Here is a 14,611-nt window from a genome sequence, read left to right on the forward strand (position 1 = left end):
CGATACGTCACCGCGACGATCGCACGACGGGGGGAAACGGATGAGCAGCGCCGAAGCCCAAGCTTCGACGGCAGGCGGCATGGCCGACGCACTGGCACGCCTGCGTGCGTCGCCGCGTCTGGCGTTGATCATCGGCGTGGCAGCGGCCGTGGCGATACTCGCCGCGCTGCTGTTCTGGACGCGCTCGCCTGACTATGCGGTTCTGTATTCCGGTCTCGCGGACCGGGACGGCGGCGCGGTCCTCGCGCGCCTGGACCAAATGCAAGTGCCCTACAAGCTTTCCGGCGGGGGCAGCACGATCATGGTCCCGCGGTCTCGTGTCGATCACCTGCGTCTGCAGATGGCCGGCGACGGCCTGCCGAAAAGCGGCGGCGTGGGTTTCGAATTGATGGACAATCAACCCTTCGGTGTCAGCGAGTTCGCCGAAAAGGTGAACTACCAGCGGGCACTCGAGGGTGAGCTGGCGCGCTCGATCGAAACCATCGACGAAGTCACCGGCGCACGCGTTCAGCTGGCCATGCCGAAATCCAGCGTATTCGTGCGCGATCGCAAGCAACCCAAGGCCTCGGTCGTGCTGGATCTATACTCCGGTCGGGCGTTGACAAAGGGGCAAGTGACCGCGATCCAAAACCTTGTGGCCAGCGCCGTGCCGGGGCTTCCGGTCGACGCGGTCACCGTCGTGAATGGCCGCGGCCATTTGCTGTCGCGCGGCGATACCGACCAAAACGACGCCGATGGCACGCGACTGGCCTATGCCGCTCAGGTCGAAAAAACCTATCAGCAACGTATCCAGGATCTGCTCGCGCCGATCGTGGGCGCAGACAATGTCCGCACACAGGTCACCGCTGATCTGGACTTCTCGCGGCGTGAACGCACCAGCGAGAATTACACCCCCAACAACGGCGACAAGCCCGCCGCGATCCGCAGCCGGCAGACGAACCAGAAAGCCGACTCCGGCAAACAAGACGGCGGCATCCCCGGCGCGCTGAGCAATCAGCCGACACCGAATGCGCCCTCACCGATCAACAACCCGGCGACACAGGACAACAACGGGGCCGCCAATGCGTCCCCCGGCGCGGCCGCCGGCAATGAGAACACGCCAGACGATACATCCAACGGCGCGTTGCAATCCGACGGTGCGCTCGGACTGAACAGTGGCGGCAATATCTCGTCGTCGCGCAGCAACACCACCAATTACGAGCTCGATCGCACCATCGCCCACGTCAAGAACGCAGTCGGCCAGGTACAACGCGTCTCTGTCGCCGTGGTGATCAACGAAAACGCGATCGGTACTCCGGGCACCGACGACAACCCGGGCAAGACCGGCCTGTCGCCGGATCGCATGGCCCAGATCCGGCGCCTCGTCCGGGGCGCGGTCGGATATACCGAGTCACGCGGCGACTCCGTGGACGTCATTCAGATGCCGTTTTCCGATGCCTCGCCCGGACCGACGATTCCGGCGGCTGCGTGGTGGCGCGATCCCGCCCTCCAGGCGCTCGCGATCCAGACACTCAAGTATCTGCTCCTGGCGATCGTTGCGTGGCTGCTCTGGCGCCGTCTGATTCGGCCGCTGGCTCAGCGCAGCGGCCTGCTCGGCGATACGGCGCCCGTTGCCGGCACGAGCGCGGCTGCAACGACGCCGGCCCCCGAGTCCGCCGACCCACAGGCCGAAAGCGATGCCGCCGCGCGCGCGCTGCGGTCCCAGCGGCGGGCGCGTCACAACGATGCGATCAAGGATGCACAAGAGGCGGCCCGGCAGGACCCACGCATGGTCGCCATGATCGTCAAGGACTGGATGAAAGAAGATGTCTAGCGCAGAGAGTGGACGTAGCGGCCTCGATCGCAGCGCCATCCTCATGATGGCCATGGACGACGACACCGCGGCCGAAGTGTTCAAGCACCTTTCCAACCGCGATGCCCAGCAGCTCGGCGTGCGCATGGCGGCACTGCGCAATATATCGAACGAGCAGATCGAGGAGGTCCTGCAGGAATTCTCGGATGAGCTCGACCAGTACGGGGCCATTAACATCAACGGCAGCGATCACATCCGTTCGGTGCTGGTCAAAGCCATGGGCGAGGAACGCGCGGCGAGCCTGCTCGAGGATATCTTCGAGACCAGTGAAGGCTCGGGCATCGATGCGCTGAACATGATGGAGGCCAACGTGGTCGCGGAAATGATCCGGGACGAGCATCCCCAGATCATCGCCACCATCATCGTCCATCTCGACCGCAATCAGGCCGCCGATGTCCTGCTCTGTTTCGACGATCGGTTGCGCAATGACGTGATTCTGCGGGTCGCGACGTTCTCCGGTGTGCAGCCGGCCGCACTGGCCGAGTTGACCGAAGTGCTCGGCAGCCTGCTCGACGGACAGAATCTCAAGCGAAGCAAGATGGGCGGTGTCTCGACCGCCGCCGAGATTCTCAACCTGCTCAACGCCTCGAACGAAGAAGCCGCGCTCGCCAGCGTGCGTGCACACGATGAGGGTCTGGCCCAACGCATCATCGACGAGATGTTCGTCTTCGAGGATCTCGAGAAGGCCGACAATCGCACGATGCAAAGGATCCTCACCGAACTGGACAACGATACGCTCGCCGTTGCCCTGAAGGGCACCAGCGACGCGTTGTTTGCCCGTTTCACCGCCAACATGGCGACCCGTGCGGCCGATCTCCTGCGTGAGGACATGGAAATGCGCGGCCCGGTCCGTCTGTCGCAGGTCGAAACCGAGCGCAAACGCATTCTCGATACCGTGCGCCGTCTGGCCGATACCGGTGAGATCGCTCTGGGCGGTGACGACGACGAATATGTCTGACCGCGCGCACGATGACGACTGGCGACCCTGGCGCATGGCGCCCCTGGAACGGCGTGTCGGCCCTCGCGAACCCGACCCGGTGCCAAGCGGCGGATCCGAGGACACGTCGCCGCGAACCCGGCGGCGCGAGGACCAGATCAGCATGGCGCTGTTCGAGCTCGCCAAGGAAGAGGCCGAGCAGAAAGGCCACGAAGCCGGCTACGACGCTGGGTACCAGGCGGGCTATGCTGCCGGGGAAGCCCAGATCCGGGCCGAGCAACAGGCCCATCTCGATGCCGAGACCGCCACCCGGCTGGCATCGATCGACCGACTGGTTTCTGCCTTCGGCGACGCTGCGGCCGCGCTCGATGAGCGCCTCGGCCGTCAGGTCGTGGCGCTGGCGATCGAGACCGGCCGTCATCTGGCGGGACGCGCCCTCGAGATTCAGCCGGAGCACATCCTCGACGACGTGCAGGAACTGATCGAGAACCATCCCGGGCTGACCGGCTCGCCCACGTTGTTCGTCGCTGCCGACGAACTCGCGCTTGTCGAGCATCATCTCGGCCAGAGCATTCTCGAGGCCGGCTGGCGACTGCGAGGCGATGTCGCGCTGGCCGCCGGCGATTGTCGCATCGAGGATGACGAACGCGAGATCGACAGTAGCGATGCCGATCGCTGGAATCGCCTGCGCCAGGCCGTCGGTCACGAGGAGCACTGATGACGATTACGGCTGACACACTGCTGGCCGGCTGGGATCGGGGCCTTCTGACGGCACGCGATCGCGTGATCGACAGCCCGCGCGTTCGCGAGCGCGGCCGTCTCGTGCGGGCCAGCGGGCTGGTGCTGGAAATCGTCGGCCTGCGTCTGCCACTCGGCGCACATTGCTGGATCGAGCAGATCGATGGCCGCGATCATGCCGAGGCCGAAGTGGTCGGTTTCTCAGGCCGCTCTCTCCTGCTCATGCCCTTCGCCGAAACCACCGGACTGATCCCGGGAGCTCGCGTCTGGCCCGTGCTTGGCCCGCCCGGAAGCCGGACCGGGGCCGCCAAGTCCATGCCCGTCGGCCCGGCTCTGCTGGGCCGCGTGCTGGACGCCCGGGGCCGGCCGCTCGACGGCGGGCCATTGCCGAGCGATGCCGATCATGCCGCCCTGGCCGGCGCATCGATCAATCCGCTCGAAAGAGCGCCGATTCGCAACGTGCTGGATACCGGCATCCGTGCGATCAATGCCCTGCTCACGGTCGGGCGCGGCCAGCGACTCGGCCTGTTTGCCGGCTCCGGCGTGGGCAAAAGCGTGCTGCTCGGCATGATGGCCCGCTTCACGGCCGCGGATGTGATCGTGGTGGGCCTGATCGGTGAACGCGGACGCGAGGTCAAGGACTTCATCGACAATATCCTCGGTGAAGCCGGTCTGGCCCGTGCCGTGGTGGTTGCCGCGCCGGCCGATACATCGCCGCTACTGCGGCTCCAGGGGGCCGATTACGCCACCCGCATCGCCGAGGATTTTCGCGATCGCGGTCAGGACGTTCTTCTGATCATGGACTCGTTGACCCGTTATGCCATGGCACAGCGCGAGATCGCTCTGGCCATCGGTGAACCGCCGGCAACCAAGGGTTATCCGCCGTCCGTGTTCGCGCGCCTGCCGACACTTGTCGAGCGTGCCGGCAACGGCCGCAACGGCGGTGGCTCGATCACGGCCTTCTACACCGTCCTCACCGAGGGCGACGATCAGCAGGACCCGATCGCCGATGCCGCGCGCGCCATTCTCGACGGGCATTTCGTGCTGTCCAGACAGCTCGCCGAAGCCGGTCACTACCCCGCCATCGACATCGAAGCTTCAATAAGCCGCGCAATGACAGCGCTTATCGACGCAACACAGCTCTCGCGCGTGCAGTACTTTAAACGCATGTTCTCGCGCTACGAGCGCAGCCGTGACCTGATCGCCGTGGGGGCTTATGCGGCGGGCAGCGATCCGACACTCGACGAAGCCATCGCTTTGCACCCGCAGATGGAATCATTCCTGCAGCAGGGCATGAGCGAGCGCAGTGATCACCACGATGCCGCCGCCGGTCTGGCCGCTCTCGTCGCCGGCAACGAGGCCACTTCATGAATCAATCATCGCTCGACGCCCTGATCGAAATCGCGACCGAGAAACGCGACAGTGCAGCCGCGGCGCTCGGCGAACTGCAGACGGCGCGTTCAAAAAGCCAGGCCCAGCTCGATGCCCTGGTGCGTTATCGGGCCGAATACGGGCATCGCCTGGCCGAGGCCATGGCCGATGGCCTGTCCATGCATCGCCTGGAAAACGACCAGCGTTTCCTGGCCGCGCTTGATGCAGCCATAGCCCAGCAGCAGGACATCGTCGCCTCCAACGAGCATCGACTGGTCGATGGTCGACACCAGTGGCAGGACCGGCAGCGTCGATTGAAATCGTTCGATACCTTGGCTGAGCGGGGGCGACGCCACCAGGCCCAGCGCGAGGCACGGCGCGAACAACAGGACAACGACGAGGCGGCCGGACGCGCCTCGCGATGTGTTCATCTCTGACGCAACCGAGCGAGCAGATCATGGCGATCAATCCGGCACTGACAACGGCCCCTGCGCGCAATGCGTCGCCGAAAACCACGACATCGGACAAGCCGTCGAGCGCGGGAGAGGCGGATTTCTCGCACACGCTGGCAAACTCGAGAAAGACACGCGATTCAGCCCCCGGCACATCCGGGGACCGCAAGAGCGAGACCGCCGGCAAGCCGGGTGAACGGGCGGTATCGCGGCTCCATGCCGACCGCGGTACGAACCCGCCCGCCGATGCGTCGACCCGTGCCGCGCCGTCCGCGACCGGATCCACCGATCGCGACGTCGATGCCTCGGCCCACATCCGTCGTCGATACATCAGCGGACCATCGGAGCACAACGCCGCGAGTCGCCAATTCGACGAGGGACGTGCCGCGGCCACCGCGTCGCGATCAACCGTGCCGGATCCCGGCGAGCTGGCCGCGACGACGCCTGCGCACCCGGACACGGCAGCCCAAGGCCGCATCAACGCAGCAGATAAGGCCCTGCGCGATGACGATCGCAAGCCCCACGTCGAACGCTCGCGCGAAGATTCACCGGAGCCCCATCAGCCGCCGGGCCCGATCGCTGCGCTGATCCAGGCGCCACTGATGCCGACAGCGCGCGCGGCGTCGACGGACACAGCACCGACGGATGCCGTTCGGTCGAGCGGCGATCATGCGAAACAAGAGAGTCTGCGCGCACGCTGGCAACAGCTGATCCAGCTCGACGGCCGCCGCCCCACGACCGGCCAGGCGCTCGATGCGGGCCACGCCTCGAATCAACGCGATACGCTGGCAGCGATGCTCGATGCCGTGAGCGCCGGCAATGGCCGTAATCCCGCTGCCACGTCCGACGATGCTGGGCCTCAGACGCGCCTCGGTATCCTGCAGGCGCATCACGCCCATAGCGACAGTGCCGGCAACGGGCCGTTGTTCAGCGCGAGCACACCGGCCCAGCCCGCCGTGACCGGACCCGGCGCGTCGCTCGCGTCAACGACGACCATTATCGGGGCCCCGATCGCCAGCGACGACTGGAACCAGGCGCTCGGCCAGCAAACGTTGCGTCTCGCCGGTCAGGGCGGGCAACAACAGGCCCAAATCCAGCTTCACCCCCGTGAACTCGGACCGCTCAGCATCTCGGTCACAGTCAACGATCATCAACAGGCCCAGATTCATCTGGCGAGCGCGCATGCCCACGTGCGCGATGCAGTGGAAGCAGCCCTGCCCCAGCTGCGTCAATCGCTCGCCGCCGGTGGCCTTTCCCTGGGGCAGGCGTCGGTGGGTGATCAGAACAGCCAGCCGGCCTTTGCCGGCGGCGACGATTCACGCCATGCGCACCGTGGGACCCACGACGGCGATGTCACCGTGGTCAGCGATGCCACGCGTGACGCGGCCGAGCCCGTCCCGCATGCCGCGATGCCGTCAACACGCGGCGGCATCGATATCTTCGCTTGAGTGCCCCGTCGCGGATAGTAATCGACCTCTCTTCAACCGACCGTTCCATGACCCGATCCGATCCATTGCCTTATCTGCAGCATCAGCGCGGCGCAGCCCGTACGTTTCTACTGGTCGGTATTGCCATGCTGGTCCTGTTGCTCGCTGCTGGCGGCGCCGCGGCGTTCTATTTCATGCACGGCACGGACGAGAACGCCAAGCCGGCCGATGTCCCGCCGCCGGAGCCCACGTTCGTCACCGTCGACCCGATGACCGTCAACATCTCCGGCGATGCCCGGGTGCTCTATATCGGCCTGTCGCTCAACGTGGCCGACGCACAAACGGCCAAGACGCTCGAGTCGCACATGCCCGAGGTTCGCAACCGCATGCTGATCACCCTAAGCGATCAATCGGCCGACCGGATGACCACGGCCGAGGGCAAGCGCAAGATCGCCGGGACACTGCGCGAGACCCTGCGCAAGCCCTATAACGACGGGGGCAAGCCGATGGCGATCAACAACGTTCTGTTCACTCATTTCATCGTTCAGTAACCATGGCTGACGACGACATGCTCTCGCAGGCCGAGATCGACTCGTTGCTCAAGGGTGTGAGCGGCGACGACGAGCCGGTCGCCGAGGAGAAAACAGCGACAGGCAAGCGGATCCGGGCATTCGATCCGGCCACGCAACAACGCGTGGTGCGTGGCCGATTGCACACGCTCGACATCATCAACGAGCGTTTCGCACGCGATTTCCGTATGTCGTTGTTCAATCTGATCCGGCGTAATGCGGACATCACGGTCGACTCGGTCCGAATCCAGCCCTACAGCGAATTCACCCGTAATCTGCCGGTCCCGGCCAACATCAACCTGTTCTCGATGAAACCGTTGCGCGGCAACGCCTTGATGGTTTTCCCGCCCAATATGGTGTTTCTCGTCGTCGACAGCCTGTTCGGGGGCGATGGCCGGTTTCTCACGCGCTCCGAGGGCCGGGAATTCACGCACACCGAACAGCGCATCATCAGCCGACTGCTCAAGCTGGCCATGGACAGCTATGACCAGGGATGGCGCAGCGTCTATCCGCTCGAGCTGGAATTCCAGCGGGCCGAGATGCAGGTACGTTTTGCCAACATCACGACCTCACCGAAGGAACTGGTCGTGAACACGACGTTTCATCTCGAGGTCGGTTCGTTCGGTGCCGATTTCAACATCTGTATCCCGTACGCGATGATCGAGCCGATCCGGGAGGTTCTGAGCAACACCGCGCTGCAGAAAGCCGACCCGGACGAACAGAACGCCCGTGCCCGCCGTCTTGCCGGTGAAGTCGAGCGTAGCCACGTGCCGCTTAACGCGGAATTCACCACCGTCGAGTCGACCATCGGCGAGCTCAGTCGACTGGCCGTCGGCGATGTTCTGCCGATCGACCTGCCCGACCACGTCACCGCGCGCGTCGACGGCGTTTCGGTGTTCAAGGCCGTGTTCGGCCGCCTCAACGGACGCAAGGCGCTACGGGTCGCCCAGATGATCGACCACGCCTCGACGCCCACGTCTCAGGACCACCAGCCATGACCGATTCCCCGAAAGACGATACGCAAAACCAGACCGGAACCGACGATGCCTGGGCCGAAGCGCTAGCCGAACAGGCTGCCGCAGAAAGCGGCGGCGCTGCGGATGATTGGGCCGAAGCCATGGCGGAACAGCAATCCGCCACCGCACCACAGGCCGAGGCCACACCGCGTAACGCCGGCGACGACGTGTTCCGACCACTGACCGGCGAGGCCGGCGAAAGCACGCCGCGTGACCTGGAAATGATCATGGAGATCCCGGTCACCCTGTCGGTCGAGCTGGGCTCGACTCGCCTGACGATCCGCGAGCTCCTGGATCTGGCGAAGGGCTCCATCGTCGAGCTGGACGGCCTTGCCGGAGAGCCGATGGATATCCTGGTCAACGGCTATCTCGTCGCGCAGGGCGAAGTCGTGGTAGTCGAGGACAAGTACGGCATCCGAATCACCGACATCGTCGATCGCGCCGAGCGCATTGGCAAGCTCAATCGATGAGCGAGACAACGCCGGCACCCGGTGCCGCGGAAACCGATACGGGCGGCGCCATCCCGCCGGCCTGGTTCGTCGCCGGCAATGCGATGTCCGATCGAAAGCCCACCGGAACGGCCACAGCCACGACCGCGCCCACGACACCGGCGCAGACCGGTACCGATCTGCCCTCGCATCTGATCGGGCGGACATCGATCGGCCTACTCGCGGTCATCGGGATCATCCTGATCTGTGCATGGGCACTCAAACGACTGGGCTTTCAGCGCGACCAGCGTCGCCAGTCCCTGCCGATCGTGGCCTCTCGCAGTCTCGGCCAGCGCGAGCGGGTCGTCGTGGTCGCGCTCGAGGATGAGTGGCTGGTGCTCGGTGTGACACCGCAGAACATCACAGCCCTGCATCGCCGACCGGCCCCGACCGAAACTGCCGTCACGACGCCCTCACCGCAGGCCACCACGACCGAGCGATCGGCTTTCGGTCAGGCGCTTGCCGACAGTCTCGCGCGCTTTACCGGTCGGCGCTCGTGATGAAATATATTCGCGCCACGCTGTTGACCTGCGGTCTGTTGATCGTCGAGACGGCCTCGGCACAGTCGGGTGGCAGCAGCAGCCTGCCGGGCGTGGTCAGCCAACCGCTCGCCGGCGGCGGTACCGAGTGGAATGTATCCGTTCAGACGCTCGTGCTGTTTACCGCGCTGGCGTTTCTCCCGGCCGTGCTCCTGCTGATGACAGGCTTCACCCGGATCATCATCGTATTGAGCCTGCTGCGCAGTGCGCTGGGCACGCCGACCGCGCCGCCCAACCAGGTGTTGCTCGGCCTGGCGCTCTTTCTGACCTTCTTCGTGATGTCGCCCGTTTTCCATCAGGTCTACGACGTGGCCTACGAGCCGCTATCCAACGACGACATCACGTTCCAGCAAGCCCTGCAGCGCGGCGCCGTGCCGATGCGCGATTTCATGCTGCGCCAGACCCGCGAACCGGATATTGCGATGTTCGCCAATCTGGGTAACGTCGGCGCCATCCAGACACCGCAGGACACCCCGATGCGCGTCCTGTTGCCGGCTTTCGTGACCAGCGAACTCAAGACGGCCTTCCAGATCGGTTTTACGATCTTCATACCATTTCTGGTGATCGATCTCGTGGTCGCCAGTGTGCTCATGTCGCTGGGCATGATGATGGTCCCGCCCGCGACCATTTCGCTGCCCTTCAAGCTGATGCTGTTCGTGCTGGTCGACGGCTGGACGCTATTGATCGGCTCACTGGCGCAGAGTTTTTCCTGATGCAGCCGCCACCACGCCCCCGGGGAGACGTTGCATGACGCCACAAACCGTCATGGACCTGGCATATCAGGGTATGAAACTGACGCTCCTGATCGCCGGCCCATTGCTCGGCACAGCGTTGCTGGTCGGCCTGCTGGTCAGCCTGTTTCAGGCGGCCACGCAGATCAACGAGATGACGCTGTCGTTCATCCCGAAAATCCTGGCGGTCTTCGTCGTGCTGATCATCGCCGGGCCGTGGCTGATCGGGGAACTGATCGACTTCACCCGTCATCTGTTCCTCAATATTCCCAACTTCGTTCAATAACGCGCCTCGATGTCGTACACACGTTGTCATCGCAGACGCCGACCGGCCGTTGCCGATCGCCCCCAGGGGCCGCCCGGACCACGCCTGTGATCGATTTCACGAGCGGCCAGCTGGTCGGCTGGGTGATGTCTATCTTCTGGCCTTTTGTCCGGCTGTTGGCGTTCGTGTCCACGGCCCCACTCTTTGGCGAAAACATGGTCCCGCGCCGAATCAAGATCGCGCTTGCCGCTCTGCTGGCGTTTGTTATCGCCCCCACGCTCGGCCCGATCCCCGATGTGCCGCCCCTCTCGATCGCCGGCGTATGGCTCGTCGTCCAGCAGGTGATGATCGGCGCTGCCCTTGGACTCGTGATGCGACTGGCATTCGGCGTCGTCCAATCCACCGGCGAATTCATCGGTATGCAGATGGGCCTCGGCTTCGCCTCGTTCTATTCCGCGGCACTCGGGGCAAACACGATGGTCCTGGGCCAGTTGTTGAATACGTTCGCGATGCTGCTGTTTCTCGCTTTCAACGGCCACCTGATCCTGCTCGACATCCTGGCCCGTAGTTTCACGTTGCTGCCGATCGGTGTCGATGAGTTGCACGGCGACGGATGGTGGCTGGCCGCACGTACCGGCGGCATCCTTTTTACCGCCGGTGTCAGTCTCGCGCTGCCGCTGATCGCAACGCTGCTGACGATCAACATGGCCATGGGCATCCTCAATCGCGCATCGCCGCAGCTGTCGATCTTTTCGATTGGCTTCCCCATGACGTTGCTGGCCGGCCTCGTCGTGATCACGTTTCTGATTCCCGACCTGGGTGCGTTTCTTCATCGGCTGTTCGATACGTTGTTCGAACGCATGCTGAGTGTCGTCGGAGCGCTGGCCGGCCGGTCAACGCCGGACGCCCTACCATGATCGACCGCGATCACAAGGAAAGGCGATGTCACGGCACCATCGACGCGACCGTGTCATACGACTCAAGTTTTTCGATTGATCGCCGTTAACCCTCGGGTAGGCGTTCTTCAGTCCCGACGCGACGACAGGAGTATTCCGGGCATGTCCAATCTCTTCCAAATCGGCCTGTCCGGTCTCGGTGCCGCACGCGCGGGATTGAATACGACCGGCAATAACATGAGTAACGTCAACACGGTCGGTTATACACGGCGCACGACCACGCTGGCGGAAACCGCGGGTTCCGGTCAGGGCAACGGCGTGACCGTCACCGGCATTCAGCGTCATTACGCACAGTTCCTCACAAGCCAACTCAATAGCGCACAGTCCACGGCCGCCGCCACGTCCAGCCATCTCGATCAGATGTCGCAGATCGACAATCTGCTGTCCGACAGCGATGCCGGGGTCGGGCCGCGAATGCAGGATTTCTTCGACAGCCTCGCGGGCCTCGCCGGCTCACCGTCAGACGCCTCGGCACGGAACGCGGTTCTCGGCGCGGCCGACAACATGGCGGGCCGTTTCCGTTCGTTCGCCGGCACGCTCTCCGATATGGGCAAGGCGGTCGACAAGCAGCTGAACAGTGCGGTCGCGCAGGTCAACACCAACGCGAGCGAGATCGCGCGTTTGAACGACAAGATCGCCACGACCCAGTCCCGGACAGGCCAGCCGCCGAACAATCTTCTCGACCAGCGGGATCAACTGGTGACCCAGACCGCCAAACTGGTCGATGTCGATGTCACCCAGAACGACAACGGCAGCTACAACCTCGCCGTGGGCGGTCAAGCGATCGTCGATTCCACCGGCAGCCACGCGCTGCGGATCGCCAAAGGCGAGCAGGATCCCACACAACCCCGCCTGTTCTATACCGGCGCCGACGGGGTCGATCGTGAAATACCCAACGACCGCGTTGCTGGCGGCGAAATCGGTGGTCTGCTGTCCTTCGCCACCGATTCGCTCGACCCGATTCAGGCCAAGCTTGACCAGACCGCCCATGATCTGGCCGTCGCCGTAAACGCCCAACACGAAGCCGGCACCGACCTTGCGGGCAACCCGGGCCAGGCCTTGTTCAACATCAACGGGCCGAGTGTCTACGCGGGTCAGCGCAATACCGGTAACGCCTCGCTCACGGCCACCTTCGACCCGCAGCAGACCTCGGCCGTGACCGCCGACCAATATCGCGTGACCTACGACGACGACAGTGGTTATCGAGTCACGCGGGCCGGCGATGGCAGTACCGTCGAAGCTTCATTCGACCCGGACACGAACACGCTCGCCTTCGGCGGGCTGGATGTCACGGTCTCGGGCACCCCTGATGATGGCGACGCTTTCAGCGTGCGTCCGCTGGACGGCGCAGCTGCGGCATTCTCGGTGGCGGTTTCGGATCCGGCGCACCTGGCTGCCGGCCAGGGCAACGGCAAGGGTGATAACACCAATGCCAGCGCCCTGGCCGACCTGCAACAGGCCGACACGGTCGAGGGCAACCGCAGTTTCGCCGACAATTACTCACAGCTGGTCGGTGACATCGGCAATCGGACCCAGGCCCTCCAGGTCAACGCCGATTCACAGAGCGCGATCACCGACGAACTGACTCAGGCACAACAATCCGTAGCCGGGGTCAATCTCGAGGAAGAGAACGTCAATCTCATGTATTACCAACAGATGTATCAAGCCAACGCCCGTGTCATCCAGACGGCCTCGAACGTCTTCGACACGATTCTGGGTTTGGGAAACTGAGAGATTAGCCATGCGTCTTAGCACCAATACGATTTACGCGCAGAGCACCCAGTCGATCCTTGATCAGCAGACGCGCCTGTCCCAGATCAGCGAGAAGCTGGCAACCGGCAACCGGATCAACAAACCCTCGGACGATCCGCGCGGCGCAGCGCAACTGCTGGACACGCAACAGACCCGTCAGATGCATGCCCAGTACGCGGCCACCCGATCGACCGCAGAAACCCATCTGTCCTCGGAAGAGAATCAGCTCAACCAGGTGACCAAGGCACTTGATTCGGCTAAGCAGGCACTTGTCCAGGCCGGCAACGGCACCTTGAGCGACGGCGACCGCGAATCGGTGGCCAACCGCCTCGATGGCGTCTACCAGCAAATGCTGGCCGCCGCTAATGCCCGCGACGGCAACGGGGACTATATCTTCGCCGGTTTCAAGTCGGACGTGACGCCATTCAGCGGCGATCGGGGCAACCTCACCTATCAAGGCGACGAGGGCCAACGCCAGCTCCAGGTCGACAGCTCGCGCCAGATGGCCGTCAACGATTCCGGCTCGGCTGTGTTTACCAGCACGACCGCAACGAGTGCCTATGTGGCGACGGCCGGGGACAATGCCGGCAGCACGACGTATGCCGCCCTGGACGTCACCGACGCCAACGCTGCCGACTACGGTCACGACTTCGAGCTGCGTTTCCAGGGCAGTGGCAGCGATGTCACGTACAGCGTCATTGACAAGACGAGCGGCCAGACACGCGTATCCGGACAGGCCTATCAGCCCGGTCAGACGGTCGCCCTCGGCGATGGGCTCCAGACCACGATCAAGGGCGATCCGGCCGACGGCGACAGCTACACCTTCGCCAAGGACGCGCCCGCCGATAACAATATCCTGAACGCTCTGTCACGCGCAGTCGATACGCTCCGCCAGCCGGCCGACAGCGAAACCGACCGTGCCCGGCTCAGCAACACCGTGAACCGGACGATGCGTCAGGTCGATAATGCCTTCGACAACGTGCTGTCCGTGCGGTCCAATCTGGGCCTGCGGCTCAACGCCCTCGATACCCTGGATGACGCGGGCGATACACAGAAAGTGACCGACGAATCCCGCATCAAGGATATTCGAGATGCCGACATGGTCTCGACCATCTCGGATTTATCGCTTGCGAAGGTTGCACTTTCTGCCGCACAACAGGCGTTCATGAGCGTGCAACAGGCCTCGATGTTCAATCGCGGCTAGGGCCTGTCTCGAAACAAGGCTCGGCATACGACGTCGGATCCCGGATTCACCCGCCCGGGGGCTTGCGCACGCCAGGATATGGCGCCGCAGCGGCGATCATCGTCGTGCGAGCTGCTTTGGCGTCCCATAAGCGCGACCGCGGCATCGCCGGGCGACGTCCGTCACGCGGGTAACCCCGGCGCGCGGGGATTGCTCCGTCAATCAACGTGCCAAGCTCAATATCACGATGCCCACCACGCGCATGGCCGAGGAACACACCGCGCGGTCGATGCGATCACTCGTAGACCCAATCGGGCGCAGTCTGGTGTATTAGC

The 14,611-nt window shown here is 64.1% G+C and carries 15 protein-coding genes; all 15 read left to right on the forward strand.

What is annotated here, in order from left to right; translation table 11 throughout:
* The first annotated feature begins 40 nt into the window (after window positions 1–40).
* Window positions 41–1,813, forward strand: coding sequence for a flagellar basal-body MS-ring/collar protein FliF (gene fliF / locus D3260_RS00930; protein WP_120096649.1), 1,773 nt, complete (start codon window positions 41–43; stop codon window positions 1,811–1,813).
* Window positions 1,806–2,810, forward strand: coding sequence for a flagellar motor switch protein FliG (fliG, locus tag D3260_RS00935; RefSeq protein WP_120096651.1), 1,005 nt, complete (start codon window positions 1,806–1,808; stop codon window positions 2,808–2,810). Before fliF ends, fliG begins: the two co-directional genes overlap by 8 nt.
* Window positions 2,803–3,507, forward strand: coding sequence for a flagellar assembly protein FliH (locus D3260_RS00940; protein ID WP_120096652.1), 705 nt, complete (start codon window positions 2,803–2,805; stop codon window positions 3,505–3,507). Before fliG ends, D3260_RS00940 begins: the two co-directional genes overlap by 8 nt.
* Window positions 3,507–4,898, forward strand: a complete 1,392-nt coding sequence (fliI, locus tag D3260_RS00945; protein ID WP_120096654.1) for a flagellar protein export ATPase FliI — start codon at window positions 3,507–3,509, stop codon at window positions 4,896–4,898. Before D3260_RS00940 ends, fliI begins: the two co-directional genes overlap by 1 nt.
* A complete protein-coding gene (fliJ, locus tag D3260_RS00950; RefSeq protein WP_120096655.1) occupies window positions 4,895–5,335 on the forward strand; it encodes a flagellar export protein FliJ in 441 nt (146 codons plus the stop codon). Before fliI ends, fliJ begins: the two co-directional genes overlap by 4 nt.
* Window positions 5,336–5,355: 20 nt before the next feature.
* On the forward strand, window positions 5,356–6,798 hold the full coding sequence (locus D3260_RS00955; protein ID WP_158583334.1) for a flagellar hook-length control protein FliK: 1,443 nt from the start codon (window positions 5,356–5,358) through the stop codon (window positions 6,796–6,798).
* Window positions 6,799–6,845: 47 nt separating this feature from the next.
* Window positions 6,846–7,328 carry a flagellar basal body-associated protein FliL gene (fliL, locus tag D3260_RS00960; protein WP_120096659.1) on the forward strand — a complete coding sequence of 161 codons (483 nt, stop codon included), beginning with the start codon at window positions 6,846–6,848 and terminating at the stop codon, window positions 7,326–7,328.
* A 2-nt stretch (window positions 7,329–7,330) separates the two neighbouring features.
* Window positions 7,331–8,344, forward strand: a complete 1,014-nt coding sequence (gene fliM / locus D3260_RS00965) for a flagellar motor switch protein FliM (RefSeq protein WP_120096661.1) — start codon at window positions 7,331–7,333, stop codon at window positions 8,342–8,344.
* Window positions 8,341–8,832 (forward strand): flagellar motor switch protein FliN, encoded by a 492-nt coding sequence (fliN, locus tag D3260_RS00970; protein WP_120096663.1) that lies wholly within the window; start codon window positions 8,341–8,343, stop codon window positions 8,830–8,832. The genes fliM and fliN overlap by 4 nt, the downstream gene beginning before the upstream one ends.
* Window positions 8,829–9,350, forward strand: coding sequence for a flagellar biosynthetic protein FliO (gene fliO, locus D3260_RS00975; protein ID WP_120096664.1), 522 nt, complete (start codon window positions 8,829–8,831; stop codon window positions 9,348–9,350). The genes fliN and fliO overlap by 4 nt, the downstream gene beginning before the upstream one ends.
* A complete protein-coding gene (fliP, locus tag D3260_RS00980) occupies window positions 9,350–10,102 on the forward strand; it encodes a flagellar type III secretion system pore protein FliP (RefSeq protein ID WP_120096666.1) in 753 nt (250 codons plus the stop codon). Before fliO ends, fliP begins: the two co-directional genes overlap by 1 nt.
* Window positions 10,103–10,136: 34 nt before the next feature.
* Entirely contained in the window at window positions 10,137–10,406 is a 270-nt protein-coding gene (fliQ, locus tag D3260_RS00985) for a flagellar biosynthesis protein FliQ (protein WP_120096667.1), read from the forward strand.
* An 86-nt stretch (window positions 10,407–10,492) separates the two neighbouring features.
* Entirely contained in the window at window positions 10,493–11,302 is an 810-nt protein-coding gene (gene fliR, locus D3260_RS00990; protein ID WP_120096669.1) for a flagellar biosynthetic protein FliR, read from the forward strand.
* A 141-nt stretch (window positions 11,303–11,443) separates the two neighbouring features.
* The gene (gene flgK / locus D3260_RS00995; RefSeq protein ID WP_120096671.1) at window positions 11,444–13,072 is read left to right on the forward strand and encodes a flagellar hook-associated protein FlgK; all 1,629 of its coding nucleotides are present in this window, start codon (window positions 11,444–11,446) and stop codon (window positions 13,070–13,072) included.
* Between the two features lie 10 nt (window positions 13,073–13,082).
* A complete protein-coding gene (gene flgL, locus D3260_RS01000) occupies window positions 13,083–14,297 on the forward strand; it encodes a flagellar hook-associated protein FlgL (RefSeq protein WP_120096672.1) in 1,215 nt (404 codons plus the stop codon).
* The last annotated feature ends 314 nt before the right edge of the window (window positions 14,298–14,611 follow it).

Source organism: Salinisphaera sp. Q1T1-3, from assembly GCF_003602005.1.
Lineage (GTDB): Bacteria > Pseudomonadota > Gammaproteobacteria > Nevskiales > Salinisphaeraceae > Salinisphaera.

Excerpts from the sequence above, each read along its gene's own strand:
- fliF (WP_120096649.1), top strand. The coding sequence starts at position 41 with ATGAGCAGCGCCGAAGCCCAAGCTTCGACGGCAGGCGGCATGGCCGAC.
- fliG (WP_120096651.1), top strand. The coding sequence starts at position 1,806 with ATGTCTAGCGCAGAGAGTGGACGTAGCGGCCTCGATCGCAGCGCCATC.
- D3260_RS00940 (WP_120096652.1), top strand. The coding sequence starts at position 2,803 with ATGTCTGACCGCGCGCACGATGACGACTGGCGACCCTGGCGCATGGCG.
- fliI (WP_120096654.1), top strand. The coding sequence starts at position 3,507 with ATGACGATTACGGCTGACACACTGCTGGCCGGCTGGGATCGGGGCCTT.
- fliJ (WP_120096655.1), top strand. The coding sequence starts at position 4,895 with ATGAATCAATCATCGCTCGACGCCCTGATCGAAATCGCGACCGAGAAA.
- D3260_RS00955 (WP_158583334.1), top strand. The coding sequence starts at position 5,356 with ATGGCGATCAATCCGGCACTGACAACGGCCCCTGCGCGCAATGCGTCG.
- fliL (WP_120096659.1), top strand. The coding sequence starts at position 6,846 with ATGACCCGATCCGATCCATTGCCTTATCTGCAGCATCAGCGCGGCGCA.
- fliM (WP_120096661.1), top strand. The coding sequence starts at position 7,331 with ATGGCTGACGACGACATGCTCTCGCAGGCCGAGATCGACTCGTTGCTC.
- fliN (WP_120096663.1), top strand. The coding sequence starts at position 8,341 with ATGACCGATTCCCCGAAAGACGATACGCAAAACCAGACCGGAACCGAC.
- fliO (WP_120096664.1), top strand. The coding sequence starts at position 8,829 with ATGAGCGAGACAACGCCGGCACCCGGTGCCGCGGAAACCGATACGGGC.
- fliP (WP_120096666.1), top strand. The coding sequence starts at position 9,350 with ATGAAATATATTCGCGCCACGCTGTTGACCTGCGGTCTGTTGATCGTC.
- fliQ (WP_120096667.1), top strand. The coding sequence starts at position 10,137 with ATGACGCCACAAACCGTCATGGACCTGGCATATCAGGGTATGAAACTG.
- flgK (WP_120096671.1), top strand. The coding sequence starts at position 11,444 with ATGTCCAATCTCTTCCAAATCGGCCTGTCCGGTCTCGGTGCCGCACGC.
- flgL (WP_120096672.1), top strand. The coding sequence starts at position 13,083 with ATGCGTCTTAGCACCAATACGATTTACGCGCAGAGCACCCAGTCGATC.